The sequence below is a fragment of the Clostridium sp. CAG:265 genome (assembly GCF_000436575.1).
Lineage (GTDB): Bacteria > Bacillota > Clostridia > Clostridiales > Clostridiaceae > Clostridium > Clostridium lentum.
Map to the genome: position 1 here is coordinate 59,390 of NZ_FR886642.1, position 17,576 is coordinate 76,965.

The 17,576-nt window shown below is 27.9% G+C and carries 22 protein-coding genes and 1 pseudogene; all 23 read right to left on the reverse strand.

Translation table 11 applies throughout. From position 1 onward, the window contains the following. Positions 1-24 precede the first annotated feature (24 nt). Positions 25-2,106 carry a molybdopterin oxidoreductase family protein gene (locus Q5O29_RS11080; protein WP_022213004.1) on the reverse strand — a complete coding sequence of 694 codons (2,082 nt, stop codon included), beginning with the start codon at positions 2,104-2,106 and terminating at the stop codon, positions 25-27. A 143-nt stretch (positions 2,107-2,249) separates the two neighbouring features. After that, a complete protein-coding gene (locus Q5O29_RS11085) occupies positions 2,250-3,200 on the reverse strand; it encodes a TDT family transporter (RefSeq protein ID WP_022213005.1) in 951 nt (316 codons plus the stop codon). A 37-nt stretch (positions 3,201-3,237) separates the two neighbouring features. After that, positions 3,238-4,218 (reverse strand): sulfite reductase subunit C, encoded by a 981-nt coding sequence (gene asrC / locus Q5O29_RS11090; protein WP_022213006.1) that lies wholly within the window; start codon positions 4,216-4,218, stop codon positions 3,238-3,240. 13 nt (positions 4,219-4,231) lie between these two features. Next, the gene (gene asrB, locus Q5O29_RS11095) at positions 4,232-5,023 is read right to left on the reverse strand and encodes an anaerobic sulfite reductase subunit AsrB (protein WP_022213007.1); all 792 of its coding nucleotides are present in this window, start codon (positions 5,021-5,023) and stop codon (positions 4,232-4,234) included. 1 nt (position 5,024) lies between these two features. After that, on the reverse strand, positions 5,025-6,032 hold the full coding sequence (gene asrA, locus Q5O29_RS11100) for an anaerobic sulfite reductase subunit AsrA (RefSeq protein WP_022213008.1): 1,008 nt from the start codon (positions 6,030-6,032) through the stop codon (positions 5,025-5,027). 133 nt (positions 6,033-6,165) lie between these two features. Beyond that, positions 6,166-6,855, reverse strand: a complete 690-nt coding sequence (locus Q5O29_RS11105) for a Crp/Fnr family transcriptional regulator (RefSeq protein ID WP_022213009.1) — start codon at positions 6,853-6,855, stop codon at positions 6,166-6,168. Positions 6,856-7,064: 209 nt separating this feature from the next. Further along, positions 7,065-7,595 (reverse strand): GNAT family N-acetyltransferase, encoded by a 531-nt coding sequence (locus Q5O29_RS11110; RefSeq protein ID WP_302632157.1) that lies wholly within the window; start codon positions 7,593-7,595, stop codon positions 7,065-7,067. A gap of 43 nt (positions 7,596-7,638) precedes the next feature. Next, complete coding sequence (locus tag Q5O29_RS11115; RefSeq protein ID WP_022213011.1) at positions 7,639-8,400, reverse strand: EFR1 family ferrodoxin; 762 nt, start codon at positions 8,398-8,400, stop codon at positions 7,639-7,641. A 59-nt stretch (positions 8,401-8,459) separates the two neighbouring features. Beyond that, positions 8,460-8,996, reverse strand: coding sequence for a cysteine hydrolase family protein (locus Q5O29_RS11120; protein WP_022213012.1), 537 nt, complete (start codon positions 8,994-8,996; stop codon positions 8,460-8,462). A gap of 34 nt (positions 8,997-9,030) precedes the next feature. Next, a complete protein-coding gene (locus Q5O29_RS11125; protein ID WP_022213013.1) occupies positions 9,031-9,546 on the reverse strand; it encodes a DJ-1/PfpI family protein in 516 nt (171 codons plus the stop codon). Positions 9,547-9,574: 28 nt separating this feature from the next. After that, entirely contained in the window at positions 9,575-10,138 is a 564-nt protein-coding gene (locus tag Q5O29_RS11130) for a methyltransferase domain-containing protein (RefSeq protein ID WP_022213014.1), read from the reverse strand. A 20-nt stretch (positions 10,139-10,158) separates the two neighbouring features. Next, positions 10,159-10,320: a hypothetical protein gene (locus Q5O29_RS11135; protein ID WP_022213015.1), complete on the reverse strand. Its 162-nt coding sequence runs from the start codon at positions 10,318-10,320 to the stop codon at positions 10,159-10,161. Between the two features lie 24 nt (positions 10,321-10,344). Further along, positions 10,345-10,773: a GNAT family N-acetyltransferase gene (locus Q5O29_RS11140; RefSeq protein WP_022213016.1), complete on the reverse strand. Its 429-nt coding sequence runs from the start codon at positions 10,771-10,773 to the stop codon at positions 10,345-10,347. Between the two features lie 113 nt (positions 10,774-10,886). After that, positions 10,887-11,054: a hypothetical protein gene (locus Q5O29_RS11145; RefSeq protein WP_022213017.1), complete on the reverse strand. Its 168-nt coding sequence runs from the start codon at positions 11,052-11,054 to the stop codon at positions 10,887-10,889. A 24-nt stretch (positions 11,055-11,078) separates the two neighbouring features. Beyond that, a complete protein-coding gene (locus Q5O29_RS11150; RefSeq protein WP_022166580.1) occupies positions 11,079-11,246 on the reverse strand; it encodes a hypothetical protein in 168 nt (55 codons plus the stop codon). A gap of 507 nt (positions 11,247-11,753) precedes the next feature. Continuing rightward, a pseudogene (locus Q5O29_RS11155) lies at positions 11,754-12,019 on the reverse strand (RNA-guided endonuclease InsQ/TnpB family protein); the annotation flags it as partial. Then, on the reverse strand, positions 12,009-12,737 hold the full coding sequence (locus Q5O29_RS11160; protein WP_370545604.1) for an RNA-guided endonuclease InsQ/TnpB family protein: 729 nt from the start codon (positions 12,735-12,737) through the stop codon (positions 12,009-12,011). The gene Q5O29_RS11160 and the pseudogene Q5O29_RS11155, both read right to left, overlap by 11 nt. A gap of 45 nt (positions 12,738-12,782) precedes the next feature. Next, positions 12,783-13,247, reverse strand: a complete 465-nt coding sequence (locus tag Q5O29_RS11165; RefSeq protein ID WP_022213020.1) for a helix-turn-helix domain-containing protein — start codon at positions 13,245-13,247, stop codon at positions 12,783-12,785. Positions 13,248-13,891: 644 nt separating this feature from the next. Continuing rightward, a complete protein-coding gene (dapF, locus tag Q5O29_RS11170; RefSeq protein ID WP_022213021.1) occupies positions 13,892-14,662 on the reverse strand; it encodes a diaminopimelate epimerase in 771 nt (256 codons plus the stop codon). 143 nt (positions 14,663-14,805) lie between these two features. Then, on the reverse strand, positions 14,806-15,231 hold the full coding sequence (locus Q5O29_RS11175; protein WP_022213022.1) for a HepT-like ribonuclease domain-containing protein: 426 nt from the start codon (positions 15,229-15,231) through the stop codon (positions 14,806-14,808). Continuing rightward, positions 15,224-15,592, reverse strand: a complete 369-nt coding sequence (locus Q5O29_RS11180; RefSeq protein ID WP_022213023.1) for a nucleotidyltransferase family protein — start codon at positions 15,590-15,592, stop codon at positions 15,224-15,226. Before Q5O29_RS11180 ends, Q5O29_RS11175 begins: the two co-directional genes overlap by 8 nt. 105 nt (positions 15,593-15,697) lie before the next feature. Next, positions 15,698-17,083, reverse strand: coding sequence for a PH domain-containing protein (locus Q5O29_RS11185; protein ID WP_022213024.1), 1,386 nt, complete (start codon positions 17,081-17,083; stop codon positions 15,698-15,700). A gap of 2 nt (positions 17,084-17,085) precedes the next feature. Further along, entirely contained in the window at positions 17,086-17,484 is a 399-nt protein-coding gene (locus Q5O29_RS11190) for a GntR family transcriptional regulator (protein WP_302631211.1), read from the reverse strand. Positions 17,485-17,576 lie beyond the last annotated feature (92 nt).

Consider the following 17,576-nt stretch of genomic DNA (forward strand, 5'->3'; position numbering starts at 1 on the left):
TCCTTAATTATTTATACTTCATAACTACTTAATAATGTTTACTGCAACTGTTTTGTATGATGGTTCTTTTGAATATGGATCATATAATGAAGGTGTTAAGCTATTTGTTTCAATATAGTGCATTGGAGCATATAAATGTTCTTTTTTAACTGTATCTGAATACACAACATTAAACTCACTTGTAACACCATTTTGTGATACTATCTTAACTCTTTCATGTTCCGATATATTTAATTCTTTGGCTAATTGAGGGTTCATTAAAACATATGATTCTTTGCTATATATTTTGTTAGCTTCTATTTCTCTTGATCTAACTTGAGTATGCCATTGTCCAACTGTTCCTCTACCTGAATTCAATATATAAGGGAATTTTTCAGATGTCACTATTGGATTTTCAGCTATATCTTCAAACATAAATTTAACTTTCTTAGATGGTGTGTAGTAATTTCCATCTTCATAAAGTCTTCTTTGGTCTTCTACTAAAACATCCCCTTCTCTAAATGGCCATTGAACGCCTCTTGAACCAGACATTTCTGCTCCTTCTAACATTTCATATGTAACACCAGTTATATCACAAGGCATTCCTTTTGAACATTTTTTTAATAACTCAAATACATCTCTTGGAGTCTTCCAATTATCTAAAAGACTTCCCATTCCCAATGCTTGTCCTATTCCGTATAATATTTCAAAATCAGATTTTTCTCCTTCTTCTTTAGGTATAATAGGATTCATCTTAGATAATCTACGTTCAGTATTTATGAATACTCCTTCTTTCTTTATACCTGGAACTGATGGTAAAAATAAATCTGCTAGTTCTGCAGTATGTGTATCTTCATATATATCTTGTACAACTAAGAAATCTAAGTTCTCAGCAGCTTTTCTAAATTCTTCATTATTAGCCCATGAATGTCTTGGATTTGTACATACTACCCATAATCCTTTTATTTCACCTGAAATAGCTCTTTCTATTATTTGATTGTATGGAATTGTTGGTTTTGTGGCTAATACACTTTCATCAACACCTAAAGCTTCTGCTACTGCTTTTCTTCTTACTGGATTATCGAAATCTCCACCACCATAAAGTCCAGCTGTATTACTAAATACTCTTGATCCCATAGCATTACTTTGTCCAGTTAAAGAGTTTGCTCCTGTTCCTGGTCTTCCAATATTTCCAGTCATTACAGCTAAGTTAATTATTGCTTGAGCTGTTCTTACTGCTTGATAACCTTGATTAACACCCATTGTCCACCAGAATGATACCTTTTTACCATTATGTATTATTTCTGCTAATTCAAGTACTCTTTCTGCTGAAATTCCTGTTTCTTCTTCAACATTTTCTAAAGTAAATTTAGCAACATGACCTTTAAACTCTTCAAATCCTTCTGAATGCTTTTCAATATAATCTACATCTATCCATTTCTTTTCAATTAATACATTTGCTAATGTATATAAAAGTACTAAATCTGCTTTTGGTTTAATGTCTACCCATATATCTGAATTTATTGCTGTTTCAGATTTTCTTGGGTCTATTGTAATTATCTTAGCAGTTGTATTTTTTCTTACTCTTCCCCAGAATACAGGGTGAGCTATAACTGGATTTGCTCCAATAAATATTATTGTATCTGAAAGTTCAGCATCATTTAATGTGTATGGAGGCGCATCAAAACCAAAGCTTTGCTTATGAGCAACAACTGATGTAGCCATACAAAGTCTTGTATTACCATCTCCATTTATTTTCATATAGTTTCTACCTACATGACCTAAAAGTGCCATATCTTCAGTTGGAATTTGACCTGTACTTATGAAAGCAACACTTTCTTTTCCGTACTTTTCTTGAATTGCAGTCATTTTTTCTGCAAAAGTTTTAAACCCTTCTTCCCATGAAATTTCTTTCATATTTCCATTTTCATCTTTTAATAATGGAGTTTTTCTTGCTTTTATCTTAGTTTGTTGCTTGTCTAAGTTTAATCCTTTTATACAGCAGAATCCTTGATTTACTGGGTAATCTACCGTTGGAGAAACTTTTTCAATTTTTCCATTTTCAACATAAAAATCTAAGTTACATGCAAGTGCACATAAATTACAAGTAGATTGAATCTTTTTCATTAATACCATCCTCACTTTTTAAATTTATAATTGATAATTTGTAATGGATAATTGATAATTAATGTTAAAATTAAGTATAATTTTACAAAAAAGTATTTCTAGTAAAAGAAACTCCCTAAGGAGTTTCTACATTGAAATTATCATTAACCATTATTTTTATAGCTTTTAACTAGCATTCTTGCAAAGTTATAAAGTACAAAACCAATAATAGCTGTTGTTATATAGATTTGTATTCCAGATATTTCTTTTACTATACTACCAAAACTTTCATTTCCTTGTGCTATTAAAAATGCTGACATTTTTGTTGAAGCAACAATTCCTATTGCCATAGGGAATGTAAGTCCTGCAAATCCTGGATTAAAAGTAAATCCAAAGAATTTTGGCATTTTATATAAAATAAATAAGAAAGAACAAAATGCTAATGCATATAAAGCATAGACAACTATCTTATTTGGTTTTTCAATAAAGTTTAAATAACTAACTAAGCAAAGGCTTGAAGGTGCAAGTAATATAGCTTGTGTATGATACATAGCATCTTTTATTGAATGCTTTGCTAATCTGTAAACCATAAATGGCATTATTATACATAATATAATTATACCATAATATACTATTACCTTGCCTATAGCTGGCTCATTCATAACTCCACCAACTACAGTTGCAACCATTATTCCGTTATAAGTAACGAACCAACTTGGTATAAAAGTATCTCTATTTATGCCTTTAAATACATTCATAAATGTAAATATACATATGTGTATTGCATGTAATATAAGCCCTAATAACCATAATCCTTTACCTATGCTTTGATTATAAGTAAATATATAACTTCCTATTATCATAGTTATCATTGTTAATCCTGCATAAAGACTAGCTGGAACAGTATTTCTATACTCAGATTTAACAGTATCAAAATGAAATACTATTTTTCCTAAATATGATAATAATATTAATATAGCTGACCACATAGTAACATGTTTTATCCAAGTAAATCCTAATCCTTGATATACATTAGAAAGTGTTGCTGCCCCTACCATTGTAGGTACTATTGCTATTGGCATATTTTTAAGTTTGTTTTTAAAATTTTTCTCCATTATAGCTTTCTCCTTTGTTAAAGTAAATTTATATATATTATTGGTTATCTATAGAATTATAATGAATCCCACCCCAATAAACATTTTCTTTAACTATAGCCTTTTCTCCTAATTTTACACCATCTAAAGCCCACTTTTTAAACTCATGGAAGCCAACTCTATCAACTATGTAACCTACGTGTTCTTTTCCTCCTGGTGCATCTTTTGCTATATATTCTTTTGTGAATTTATAAGTATTTGATATTATTTTTATAATGCTTTCTTCATCAGCCCAAATAATAAAATCTTGCCCTAATCTTGGATTTTTCTTTCCTGTTCTACCCATTATAGTAAGTTTATAATACTTTTCTTTACTTCTTGTAAATGCTCTTGTAGGACATTTTTCCACACACACACCACAACCTATACATTTTTCAGTATTTCTTACAATTTTATAATTTTCAGAACTTAAAGCACCAACAGATAACTTCTTACAAGCTTTTAAACACGCTTGACAATTTATACATCTACTTTCGTCATATTGCGGTTCTGTCATACCTATAATACCAAAATCATGCATTCTTACCTTTGCACAATCATTAGGACATCCTGTTAATGCTATTTTTACATGAAGGTCATTTGGGAATATTACCTTTTCTATTTTCTTAGCAAAATCAGATGTTTTATAATTAGCAAATGGACATACTGCATTTCCTATACAAGCAGAAACATTTCTAGTACCAGCTGCTGAATACCCAGTACCTGGATCTTCTTGATTTATTTCCAATTTATCAATTATAGGTTGAAGCATTTCATTTACTGCATCAATATGCTCAAATTTAATTCCTAATATTTCAAAACCTTGTCTTGAAGTGATATGAACTTTTCCATTACCGTATTTTTCAGATATTTCTTGAATTTTTCCTAAAAGTTCAGCATCTAAATGTCCCCCTGGAACTCTTACTCTTGATGCTGTAATTCCTCTTTCCTTAGTTATTCTAAATGCATTTTTTTTAAGCTTTTTAGTATTTATATCCACAGATTTGCTCCTCCTAATCAACTAAATTTTTAGCCTTAGTATAGTTAAATACTGGTCCATCAAGGCAGATATAAGTATCATCCATCTTACAGTGACCACACTTTCCTAAGCCACAGCACATTTTTCTTTCATAAGATACCCAAATATTTTCTTCTGCTACCCCTCTTTTAAGAATTTCTGCCACTGTAAATTTCATCATTATTGGAGGTCCAACAACTACAAACGCTGTATTTTTTATATCTTTTATCTCTAGCTCTGGTATATATTTAGTAACTAATCCAGTATTTCCTTTATATCCTTCTTCAGCCTTATCTACTGTTAAAGTTACATTTATACTTTTTTCCCATTCCTTAATATCATCTTTAAATAAAATATCATCAATTGATTTAAATCCACATATTAAATTAGTGTGTACTGCTTCAGAAGTATTTTTAGCAAAGTAATCAACAACTGCTTTTACAGGTGAAAGTCCAGTTCCTCCTGCTACTATAGTAACTTCCTTACCCTTATAATCGTTAACATCAAATCCATTTCCGTAAGGTCCTCTTAAAAACAGTTTATTTCCTACATAATTAGTGAATATTTCGTTAGTAACCTTTCCAACTTTACGAATTGTAAGATCAACTGTTCCTTCACCAATACCACTTACAGATATAGGAGCTTCTCCAAAAGTAGGTATTGATACTTCAAAAAATTGTCCTGGCTTAACATCTCCATCATAAGTCATACGGAACGTATATTCAATATCTGTATGTTTAATTATTTCCTTTATTTCAGAAATAAATGGCATATATTCATTATTCATCTTATTCCACCTCTTTTACAGCATCTTCAAGCTTATTTATGCAATTTGAGAAAGATATGTATTCTGGACATACATCATCACAACGTCCGCACCCTACACACATATTGTACCCAAATCTTTTCTTATAATCATAAACCTTATGCATTACTTTAAATCTCATACGTTCTCCATTAGGTTTTCTAAAAGTAATTCCTCCGGCCATATCAGTATATCCATCAACCATACATGACGCCCATACTCTACGTCTTTCACCTGAATTCTTATTTTCTTTATATGTTATATCCTGCATAGTGAAGCATGTACATGTTGGACATACAAAGTTACAACGTCCACAAGCTATACATCTGCTTGTATATTCGTCCCAAACCTTTGAATTGAACACTTTACCAGATAAATTCTCAGGTATATTTACATTAACTTTATTACTTTCTACATATTTTGGTGTAACTTCACAAGTAACATTTCCTTCTTTTTCAATTAAAGATGCAAGCTCATCCCACTTACAATCAAAATATGTATAATCTCCATCAACATCTATGTATGCATCATAATTATCGCTTTTATTACTATGCATATCTACACAGAAGCAATTATCAAATGTGTGGCTACATCCCATAAGTATAAATCTTGTATTTTCTCTTAATCTCTTATAGTAGAAATCTTCCGGTCCATTATTTAAATATATTTGATCCATACGTTTTAACCCATGTAAATCACAGCTTCTTAAAAAGATTATAGCTCCTTTTTTTGGTCCTTCTGGAACAACTGCATTGTCTTCTGTAAAATAGAATAAAGTTTCTGAAATAGGTAAAAGAATTTCCTTAAATGAATATTCTGATTTTTTATCAAACACTATTTCCTCTATTTCAGATATTTCTCCATATCTTATAGTATCAGTATCTGAAAATCTTCCATCACCTTCAAATACTTTTGGGGCATATATTAAATAATCTTTAGATAACTGTCTTAAAATATTATTTACATTTTCCGTTATAACCTTGTAGCCCATCTTAACACTCCTTTTTCTTTATTAACATCAATTTCTTGTTGATAAATGTTTTTTTAACAATTTTGTTAAAAATTAAACAACTATTCCATGAATTAATTATATGTTAATATAAAAATAAACACCGTGATATTTATCACGATGTTTTAAAAAATTCTGAAATTTTATTCAAATCATAAATTAAAATATTTTTGTCTTTATAAAAAATAAGCTTTTTATCCTGTAATAATTTTAATGCCCTTGACACTGTTTCCCTTTGGCTTCCTAATAAATCTGCTAAATAAGTTACTGTTAAATTCATCTTTATTAATATGCCTTCCTGAGTTTTAACGCCATAATCACGACCTAATTTATAAATTTTTGCTGCTAATTTTTTTTCTATTTTTATAGATGGCGGAGTATTCTTCAGTTGTCTATACATCCTTCTAGTTTTCATAGAAAGTGAAATTATTATATTCTTACATAGCTCAAAGTCATACTTCATTATCTCAAGAAGTTTATTTTTATTAATCTTCAAAAGCTCAGCATTCTCAAAAGCCCTACAATTTATTGATGCAGGAAGTTCTTTTATAATAACTTCATTTACTACTTTTCCTTCACCTAAAATAAATATCACTTTTTTTTGCCCATTTTCATTTAGTTTATAAAGAGATACAGTTCCACTAATAACTATATAAATATCTGTTACTTCTTCTTTATCATAAAAAACAATGGTATCTTTACTATACTTGCGTATTTCTCCTTGCTCTAAAATTATTTCTATAGTTTCATCACAGACATTATTAAAAATCTCTAATGCCTTCATATCTTTTGTTACTTTAATCATTTTTTCTACACCTTAATTTCCTAAGATTGAATTTTTCACAATTATAACATAAAGCCGTTATTAATTTAACATATTTTTTTTATTTTTATTCTTATATAATTTATTATTTCCAATATTATATTTAAACATATGAAAACTTACGCTATTAATAAATTTATTTATAACTATCAATTTTTTCTTTTATTTCTTTATTATTTTTTACATACTCCTTAATTACCTTTAGCTTCATTAGGATTTAATACTGCATAAACATATGTATCCCAATAAATAGGATTTCCTTTATCATCATTATGAAAAGATATATTTTTCCTCAAATGAGCTTCTCTTTCCATACCAATTTTCTCCATAACCTTCCATGATGGAATGTTTTGCGGAGCACACTCTGCATAGATCCTATGCACGCCTTCTTTCAAGAAATAGCTAATCACTGCTTTACTTGCTTCAGTACCATAACCTTTACCTTGGAAATTTTCATTTAATACATAGCCTAATTCTCTTCCATTAAAATCTCTTTTGCCTAAATATATATTTCCAATAACTTTATGATTTTCCTTTAATTCAATGGCGAAAAATTCATCACTTTCAGCTCTATATGCTATTTCTTTCTTAGCTTTTTCCACTGTAAAATCTGGATATGCTTCAAACTCAGCATTAACTCTCTGTAACATATACTCACTTAAATCTTTTTCATCACTTAGTTGAAAGTTACGAATAATAAGTCTTTCAGTTTCTATTATCATATTTAATATCACTTCTTCCTTATAAATATAAAACTATAACTTTTTATAAAAACAATACATTTTCTTTATATTGACTAAAAGATTTTTTCATTACATTTGCTGCTATTTTTATTACAACATTATTTACTGATTTTGCTTTTTTAGGGCATATTGATATGCATCTCATACAAGTTATACATTTATTATGATTCACTATCATAGGATCTTCTTTTGAAATTGCACCAACAGGACATCTTTTAGTGCAAATCCCACACTTATTGCATTGATTGCTTGTTTTTACTTTCAAAGGTAATTCTCTATATTTTCTATATATTTTTCTACCTGGAACAATTACCTCTTGGTTACTTCTGCTAGCTAATTTAGCTTTTATTTCACTACTAAAAGTCATTAACTGTCTTTCATCATCCTCATTAGGCCTACCAGTTGCATATTGATGCATAATTGAGTGCTCCGCAATAGCCGCCACAGCAGCTACAAAATGAAATTGAACTTGCTTTAATGTATCTTCAAGTTCAATTAAAGTATCATCATACTCTCTATTTCCATACACCGCCACTAAAATAGCATTTGAGTTATTTCCCTTTAACTTCTTTATTCTATCTACTGCAACTGCTGGCATACGTCCACCAAAAGCTGGTACTGCTACTATACATATATCATCTCTATTAATTTCATAACTTGTTAAATCAACTGCTCTATCACATAAATCTATTTCTGTCTTTTCACAATTCCAAGAATTACTTATTATCTTAACAACTTTTTTTGTTCCACCTGTTGGACTAAAATAAATTTCAAATAATTTCATAAAAATACCTCTATACATTTTTTATATAATGTATTCAGTATTTTATATCTTATGAATAATTATTTTTCAATGGACCTACTAATTAATTTTAAAACCTCATCTAAAGAAATACATTGTGCATATCTATCTGGCCAAATAAATTCATTATAATATTTATATGATTTTTCACCAGACATAAATTCATTATCAACAGTGGTATTAGCATAAGCTGGTACTATAATATCAAAGCCATGTTCATAGCCAGTTTTTATGGTAGCATCAATACAATAATCTGTTTGCAAGCCCACCACAATAATGTCTTTTTCTCCTTTATCTTTTAAATACTGCAATAATCCACTTTCTTTAAAAGCACTATTTACATGTTTATCAAATATTTTTTCTTGACCTTTTGGCTGAAACTTTTCATATATCTCAAAACCTTCAGTTCCTTTAGTTAATTCCTCATTTGGTCCATCATCATGTCTAACATATATTACTTCAATATTATTTTGCCTAGCTGTATGAATTATCTTTTCTACATTTGAAACAAATAAATCAAAATTATATAAATTTTCATTTGTTATTAATTTTTGCGTATCTATAACTAATAAAACCATATTCATTCCCCCTAATTAAGTTTTTCATTAATTCTCATTGAACTCTTTTATGAAATTTCCAAAAATCTAGGGTTTCCTTTAAATCCGCTTCATCTTTAAATAAATTTAATTCCTTAGCAACTTCAATGGCAAAATCCACATATGCATTAGCTCTTGCTGTAATTACTTTTTTATCATTATAAATATCAGTATCCTCTGAATGAGTTGATTTAGTATCTTTTAATACTCCTGTATTTTCTAGTACGTCCACCCCTGCACAAATAGCTGCTACAATTATTTCTTTTTTCACTAAATCTTTGATAAGTTCATATACCTCTTCATTACATATAATCTTTATATCTCCACCTGGAATAATCAAACTCTTTATATTATCTATTTCTACATCTTTTAATGCCATATCTACATTAACTGAATAACCTTCCATACAAGTTATAGCACTTCCATTTAGTGAACAAATAACTACATCTTGACCTGTAAATTTCATAAAGTAATTTAATATCACTATTTCATAAAAGCAACAATCATCATATACCAGAAAAACATTCTTCATAATCTTCTCCTTAAAATATTTTATATATCTACTCTTTATATGCATCAATAATAATTGAAACCATTCCTAAACTACCATTATTATTTCTAGTATCAAATCTTAATGATCTGCCAATTATACCATCGTCTGGACTCCAATAATTAAAATGAAATCTACCATTTTCATCACAATACTCAAGCAAATCCACTTTAAACCCTATTCTTTCAAAAATTTCAATTAAAGTTCTATAGTCGTAAAAAACTTTATGGCTATAGGCAGGATGATTTATATCTCCTGTCCCTCCTGGTTTGCACATATTATGATACCATTCATTTTTAAAATTAATGTCTGGAACAGCTACTCTAATATACCCACCTTGCTTCAAAAATTTATATATATTTTTTCCTGCCTCTGCTCCTTCTTCATAACTTAAATGTTCAAAAACATGTTCAGCTAAAAAGGCATCAGCTGACTCTTCCTTACCAAATAATTTATAATAATCCTCAATATTTAGCAGATTTAATTCTTCTTCTTGTGTTGCTATCCACCCTTCATATGAAGTATTACCTGCTCCAATAATAACTCGTTTTATAAAATTCTTTTCCTTACTCATCACTCTTTACCCTTTATTATTTATGGTAATATCTCATTCTTTTTGTTATTTACCATATATAAATAACCTAATGAAATTAAAGCTATATTAGCAGCATACGCCACCATCATCCTTATTCCTCCAGATAACAATGCAGCTATACCACTAAAGACTATTACTAAGATTGCTAATTTTTTATTCATATTACTAATTCCTCCTATATATATTTATTTAATTAACTTTTTAAGATAATATCTTTTATGCTTCTTTGGACATTCATCTAAAACACCAAATACTTCATATCCATGCTTAATATAAAAATCCTTTGCTTGAAAATCAAAAGTATCCAAATGAATCAAATGACATCCTTTTTCTATTGCAATATTTTCAATTTCTTTTAATAACTTTGATCCTAATCCATCTTTTCTATAACCTTCTTCAACCCATAAAACATCTATATATAAGCAGTTCCAACAATACATTTTGGCAAGTATTCCAGCAATGATATTACCTTTAACATCTTCTACAACTCTATCTATATTTAAAAAGTCAATTTCTTGTGTACTTGCTACTTTGGATAAATTGTATTCTACTAATTTATCAATAACAAAATCTGCTTCTTCATTACTACATTCTCTTATATCATAATCTTTCATCACTATTATCCTTTTTCTCTCATATACTTGTTTACAGTCTTTTAGTAAAATAATGACGCTTTCCTTCTAATGGATATTCTTCTAAAACAAACTTTTCTTTATATCCATGTTTTTTATAAAATTCTGGTGCTTGCTAAAAGTTCATCATTGTCATCTTTTAAATAAACACCTAAGTCTTGAGGATTTTTATCTTCTAGTCTTGCCAAATTATATTCTAATAATCCTTGGAAAATAATTTCTTTATCTTTTGCATTAATTTTATCAGTAACCTTAAATTCCATTTAAACACTACCCTTACTTTCAAACTAATAATATTTTGCAAAATAATAAATTACATATACCCAGCTAAGCAAACCATGTATAATTGCCCATCCAATTGATTTCCATGCAGTATAAGATATTACCATAGCTAAGCATGTCCCAAATGAAATTCCACTTTTCACTGCACTATTTCTCTTACTATTATCTACCATCCCTTTCACCTCACAAAATTATATTACTCTTTCAATAAACAAAACATTCTATTATGCTTTACAGAAACTCCCCTCAAGGAGTTTCCTCCTTCATTTTTAATTCTTAATTCTTCATTTTTCATTTACTTAAGGTCTTCAATAAGTTCTCCATTTAAAATTCCTTCAGCTATTTGTCTAACTTCTCCAGTCATTCTTACATTAAAGTCATCATCAATCTCAATTGTAAGCTCTGGTGCTAAAAATATACTTAAATGTGTATATTTTTATTTATTCACTACTTCGTTGTGTCCTATTTTGCCTAATCTACTTTAGTTTGTATAACACTCCATAGCATCTAAGGATACACCAAAATCCCTAAGACCAAAGCCTCTCAACATTTTAGGCTCTAGAATAATTACTTAAATTAATACTTGCTGTCCTATTTTGCCTAAGCTACTTTGGGTTGTATAACACTCCATAGCATTTAAGGATACACCAAAATCCCTAAGACTAAAGCCTCTCAACATTTTAGGCTCTAGAATAATTACTTAAATTAATACTTGCATTATAATCTCTATCTATTTCTAAACCACATTTATCACATTTATAATTTCTATCATTAAGTTTTAAATCTTTTTTATAAATCCACAACATGAACAAGTTTTACTTGATGGATAAAATCTATCTACTTGAATAAATTCAATTCCATTAAATTCACATTTATATTTAATTTGTCTCATAAACTCATAAAATCCTTGTTCTGCTATTGCCTTAGATAAATGCTTATTCTTCATCAGCTTGAATAAATTCAATTCCATTAAACTCACATTTATATTTAATTTGTCTTATAAATTCATAAAATCCTTGTTCTGCTATTGCCTTAGATAAATGCTTATTCTTCATCATTCCACTAACATTTAAATCTTCTATTACAATTCTATATGGGTAATGCTTTATTATTTTATTAGTAGTTTGATGTATATAATTATTTCTTATATTAGATAACTTTCTATAAATTTGCTTCACTTGTTTTTCTAATTTAATAATATTATTAGTTTTAACAAATTTACTTCCTTGTTTATTATCTTCATATTTTCTGCTAATACTACGTTGCAAGTGTTTTAATTTACTTTTTAAATTTTTAATTCTTTTTGTTTTGTTTATATTTTTAAATACATCATCATTGGAACAAGTAGCTAAATCTTTTACCCCTAAATCTATTCCTATTGATAAATCTTCATTTAAAGCAGTTTGGTTTTCTTCTACTTCAACACTAAAACTTAAAACCCAACACCTTCCATTATAACTACAGTAAGGGTTACTATACTTACAGTTTTTAGGAATACTATAATTAGTTTTAAATCTTACTTTTCCTATCTTTTCAATGTTGCACATATCATCTGTGAAATATAAACTATCACATCTAACATAAAAAGATTGTTTTGATTTTCTTTTAGTTTTAAATTTAGGATACTTTAGATTGTTTATTAAAGAAACTTTTAAATGCCTTATCTAAATTTCTAATAGATTCTTGTGTTACCTTACTAGAAACTTCATTTAGCCGTAACTACAGTAAGGATTACTATAACTACAATCTTTAGGAATACTATAATTTGTTTTAAATCTTACTTTTCCTATCTTTTCAATGTTACACATATTATCTGTGAAATATAAACTATCACATCTAACATAAAAAGATTGTTTAGATTTTCTTTTAGTTTTAAATTTAGGATATTTAGATTTTTTATTAAAGAAACTTTTAAATGCTTTCTCTAAATTTCTAATAGATTCTTGTGTTACCTTACTAGAAACTTCATTTAGCCATTTAAATTCTTCTTCTTTCTTTAGCTGAGTAAATTCTTTTCTTATATTTCCTATTGAATATTTTTCATTATTATTATATTTTTCATTACACTTATTCAAAGCCCAATTATAAGCAAATCTGCTACAACCACTACTTTTTAACATTAATACTTCTTGTTCTTCTGTTGGTAATAATCTTATTTTTATTGACTGTTTCACTTTTTCACCTCCTTCCATATATCCATATTTTAGTTATACCACTGTTATAACTTCTTTATTCTTATGATATATTCCCTTTTAAGAGGTGACATTGTATTTTAATAAATAGTATTTTTTAATTAAAAATATATAAATTATTCATTCTTAGAAATTTTCATCATCGTTATTTGAATAAATAAAAATATATACAGTTAGCATATTTTTAGCATGTTCAATATGGTTCGTTACTCCATACCAGTTCTCTTATGAACTTCTTATGCTTTCACATAAGCACAGACTATATCACCACCTTTTTAAAAGGTGCTACCCACTTCCATCCACTTAGATGTACTTCCTTTACGGAATAGTCGTTGAAGTTTCCTCTATTGGAGGCTTACCTGCTGATTATCCATTGTATAAGCACTTAGGATTTAACCTTATGCCATCTAACTAATTTTTTCTACTTTCGTAACCTTCACGCTTAACTTTATTTCATGTTTACGTTGTGGTTTAGTTAGCTTTAGGAACTTCCAGCAATTCAAGTAGTTTTGGATAGGTATTTCCTATCACTCCATGCTCTTTATAAACATGGGGAGCTTTTTATATTAAAAATATATTAAACACATTTGTTCACAACTAAACATATTTGTATATATTTTTAACAACTAAATAGTTGCTCCTCCAAGCATTTTAATTTTCACCTTATTATCAATAAGATTTCTTTTTCTTAAAACACAAGCTACTGCACAAGAAGAAGTTCCTGATGCTAAAGTAAATTCTGCTCCTCTTTCCCAAATAAGAATTTCTGCTTCATTTCTTGAAATAACCTTAGCAAATTGAACATTAATTCTGTTAGGAAACATTTCATGATGTTCTAAGTATCTACCATATTCTTTAATTTCATCTATACTTAATTGTTCCTTTAAAACAACACAATGAGGATTTCCCATAGATACGCAGTTAACTTCAAATTCTTTTCCATTTGCCATTAGTTTTTTACCTATGGCTTCTTCAGAATCAAATCTTGTTGGAATTTCCTTTGCGTTAAATATTGCTTGTCCCATATCTACTGTGATTAGTTTAGCTTTTCCAGCCTCAGTAACTTCAACAATATCAGCATTAACTAATCCACCTTTAGTTTCAACAGTAAACTGTCTATTTTCTGTAAAGTTATAATCATAAATATACTTGCAAAATATTCTTAATCCATTACCACTCTTTTCAGCTTCTGAGCCATCTGGATTATATATTTTAAGACCAAAATCTGCTTTATCTGATGGAACTTTTAAAAGAATTCCATCAGAACCTATTCCAAAATTAACATTACAAATCCTTTTTATAGCCTTTTCTGTTAATTGAAAATTTATACTATCACTATCTAAAACTATATATTCATTTCCCAATCCATGTGTTTTTACAAAAATATTTTCTCTCATTTCTCTTCTCCTTTTCTATAGTCAAATTATATTTCACCTCTTCATCTTACTTTATATGTCTTTTATGTTATATATTAACATATCATCATGGTATTTTACAGAAAAAAAATCAGCAACTTACACTGTTACTGATTTTAACTTTATTATTTATCTAATTCTTTAATTGCTTCCTCAAGCTCTCTAATAAATTTTATATTTTCTTTTAAATTTAAATAGATTACTTCATCTTTAGGAACCTTATATCTATGTGCCAATCTATTTCTTAACCTTCTTGAAGTACTATAAAAATCTAATAATTCTTTACTAATTTTTTCTGAAGATACTATTACCTCCATTCCTTCAATTGCCGATATGTCAATCTTAAACTTTTTTAGTGTCTTTAAGCTAATTGATATATAATCTTCACATAATATATGAAAATCTAAAAAATATGCCCTAATACTATGATATAAAAGTTTCTTTATATCTGCATCTTCACATTCTTCCAATTTGATACTGGCTAATTTAAAATCCTCTTCCCACTCTTTAAAATCCCTTAATAGCTTTAAAACTCTATCTCTATTAATCAAATAAATCCCTCTTCCTTAAATAAATAAAATCACTATTTTCTATAAAAAAATTTTCAATTTCTTTAAAAAATTTTTCAAAAGAATTATTTTTACTATATATCACATGAGCTTCATTTATAATATTTTTCGCTAATATTCTATCTGTATCTTTATCTAATTTAATTACATCTACATCTTGTTTTAAAATATCAGATATTTCATCTTCTAACTTCAACTCGTCACTCAAAGAAATTTCTCCAATGATAAAAATATCATAATCAGAATCTTCTCTAAAATCACCTCTGGCTCTGCTACCAAAAATCCCAATTGAGTCAATGTTATATTTAACTCCAATATATCTTAACTCATCTTCAAAACTCATTAGAACTAGTCTCCTTTTTAATATTTACTATTTATAGTATTACCATACTTTTGTGCATTAAAATAAAAAATCTCCTTTGAATTTCTATTTTTTTATCTTAGAAAATCAATACTTCTTATTTATCACTGCAATAAATTCATTATAATATCTTAATGTTTCTTCCTCATTTTCACTATTAATAAAAATTATTTCATCATTACTTTTAATTAATATATAAGGTTTAACATCATTATAAATATAAAGCTTACACTTTCCATAACCTTCTACGTTGAAATTACCAACAGAATACTCATCCATTCCTATTCCATTTATCCTTAATTTCACTTTAAGCTTATCTACTATTTCAACTTTTTCAATGTCTTCCACATTAAATTCAATACCATATAGTGGTGCATTTATCTTCACACTGTTATCAATAATTTTCATATTAAATCCATATAATTCAAAATATAACATCATTAATATAATAGTTAATACACTTACTGCTACAAAAATATTAGTACCATAAGTTATTAACCTTCCCTTTTTAGTTGCTAAATTATAAACTGGCTTTGTTCCAATTCTAGGCTCTACAACAACTCTATTATCATATGGATTTTTATAACTCATTCCATTAATCCAATATTCATCACTATCTACATAGATAGGATTTTCAGCAACTGAAATAAGCTGATTTTGCATATTAATAATTCGTCTATTACCATAAACTATTCCTAAAACAACTATAATAACTGGTAAAGTTATGGCAATTAAAAAGACATTTTCATTTACTCTTGGCAATAACATAAAAACATATAGAGTTGTATTGGTAATACTTTGTAATATTGCTAATGATGTATAAATAATACTCCAAGTTCTCTTATAAACCTTATTGCAAGCAATATTTATTTTACTTTCATCACAATAAACAATAGTTCTGCCTTTTACATAGATCATATATATTATGAAAAGAATAAGAGTTCCAACTATTGAACTACCTGTACATATAACTGCTGTACTAAAATATTCATTTTTATTAATTATATTTAATATAAAAGGACTTATTCCTATAAATAAAGCTATAAGGAACCACCATTTAGATATAGGCATCTTGCTCTTTGCTTTAGTAAGCTCTGTATCTATATTTAAAATATGCTTATTAGGTAAAAGCCAATCATTTTTTCTTTTGACTTCTTTTAATTTACCATTAAACTTACAAATCAGCTTATAATAAATATAGCAAAATAATGAAAACCATAAAAACCATCCAATTAACAGCCATACTGTTTTCATAAACATCAGAGGAAAATAAATAACAATTGATAATACCGATAATATTTTCATATTATACATAAACTCTTTTGTAACATCTGTTATTTCAATGTTGCTTAATTCTAATGGAGGAATCGTTACACCTAATATAATGTTTTTATTGGGCTTTACTGCACTTTGTGCCTGCCAGTAATATACTACTATAATTACTAATGATGTAATTAGCATTACTAAATTCATAACTACCTCCTACCTCTTTCCAGCTGAAGTCCATTCATTGTATTATATACAGTTTCGCATAACTTCATAAACTCTTCTTTACTAATTCCCTTTACTCCTGATTCAGCTATAAGTATCTCCAGCTCACTTTCTATTTTCTCTCTAAACTCTAATGATTTATCTAATACAGGCTTGATTTTAGCACCATGTCTTCTATCAATTTCAATAAAGCCCTCATTTTTTAAAATGTTATATGCTTTAGTTACAGTCATCATATTAACACCTATATCTTCTGCCATTTGCCTTACAGTTGGAAGTTTTTCTCCACTCTTTAATTCACCACGACCTATTCCCATAACTATTTCATTCCTTAATTGAACATAAATAGGTATATTACTGGACATATCTAATTTCAAAATCATTTTACCACCCCTTTGTATTATTAGTATTAATACAAAGCATACTTTATTTTTATATTTTATGCAATAAAATTTACCAAATAAAATTAAAAACT